This is a genomic window from Micromonospora sp. CPCC 206060 (assembly GCF_036906895.1).
Classification (GTDB): domain Bacteria; phylum Actinomycetota; class Actinomycetes; order Mycobacteriales; family Micromonosporaceae; genus Micromonospora.
In genome coordinates, this window is the sequence record NZ_JBAKHU010000302.1 from 1 (window position 1) to 512 (window position 512).

The 512-nt window shown below is 69.5% G+C and carries 1 pseudogene; it reads left to right on the top strand.

The window, feature by feature from the left end:
• Positions 1-512: pseudogene (locus V6U90_RS33855) on the top strand (cell division protein FtsK); the annotation flags it as partial.

Sequence of the window (512 nt, forward strand, 5' to 3'; positions counted from 1 at the left end):
CGCAGGTGTCGATTGACCTGCCGTACGGCAAGACGTTCGACGACGCGGTGAAAGCCCGCGGTGCCATCGCGTCGGGTTTGGACGTGGCGGTGTCGCAGGTGTTCATCTCCCGCGACCCCAGCAGCCACCGGCGGCACACGTTGTGGGTGGCCGACCGTGACCCGCTCGCCGTGGGTGCGGGTCGGACGCCGTTGCTGCGGTGCAAGCCCACCGACGTGTGGCAGCCAGCCCCGTTCGGCCTGGACGAGCGGGGCAACAAGGTCACCGTGCCGCTGATGTGGACGAGCATGCTGATCGGGGCGCAGCCCCGGCAGGGTAAGACGTTCGCCGCCCGCTCCCTGGCCCTGTACGGCGCCCTGGACCCGTACGTGAAGCTGTCCGTGTTCGACGGTGGCGGTAAGCCGGACTGGCGGAAGTTCTCCCTCGTCGCCGACCGGTACGCGTTCGGCCTGGCCATGACCCGCGACGGTGACCCCGCCGAAATCCTGCTGGAGGCGCTGCGGGAGTTGAAG